This window comes from Mesorhizobium helmanticense, from assembly GCF_003034915.1.
Taxonomy (GTDB): Bacteria; Pseudomonadota; Alphaproteobacteria; order Rhizobiales; family Rhizobiaceae; genus Mesorhizobium; species Mesorhizobium helmanticense.
Map to the genome: position 1 here is coordinate 1 of NZ_PZJX01000133.1, position 357 is coordinate 357.

The 357-nt window shown below is 63.6% G+C and carries 1 protein-coding gene; it reads right to left on the reverse strand.

Annotated elements, in window-relative coordinates:
• On the reverse strand, window positions 1-357 hold a 357-nt coding region (locus C9427_RS33645; protein ID WP_245437303.1), incomplete at both ends, for a GTP-binding protein.

The following is a 357-nucleotide window of genomic DNA, read 5'->3' on the forward strand; positions in this document are numbered from 1 at the left end:
AGAGATCGAGAACACGTCCTCGATCGGCATCAGGAACGGCTTGTCGAGCGGGCGAACCGGCGTCGGGATGTAGGCGTCGACCTGAGCCATCAGCTCGCGGATCGCGTCCTCGCCGATCTTCTTGTCCGAATCTTCCAGAGCGGCCAAAGCCGAACCCTTGACGATCGGAATGTCGTCGCCGGGGAACTCGTTCTTGGTCAGAAGCTCGCGCACCTCGAGCTCGACCAGCTCCAGAAGCTCGGCGTCGTCGACCTGGTCGACCTTGTTCAAAAACACCACGATCGAGGGCACGCCGACCTGGCGGGCAAGCAGGATGTGCTCGCGCGTCTGCGGCATCGGGCCGTCGGCCGCCGAAAC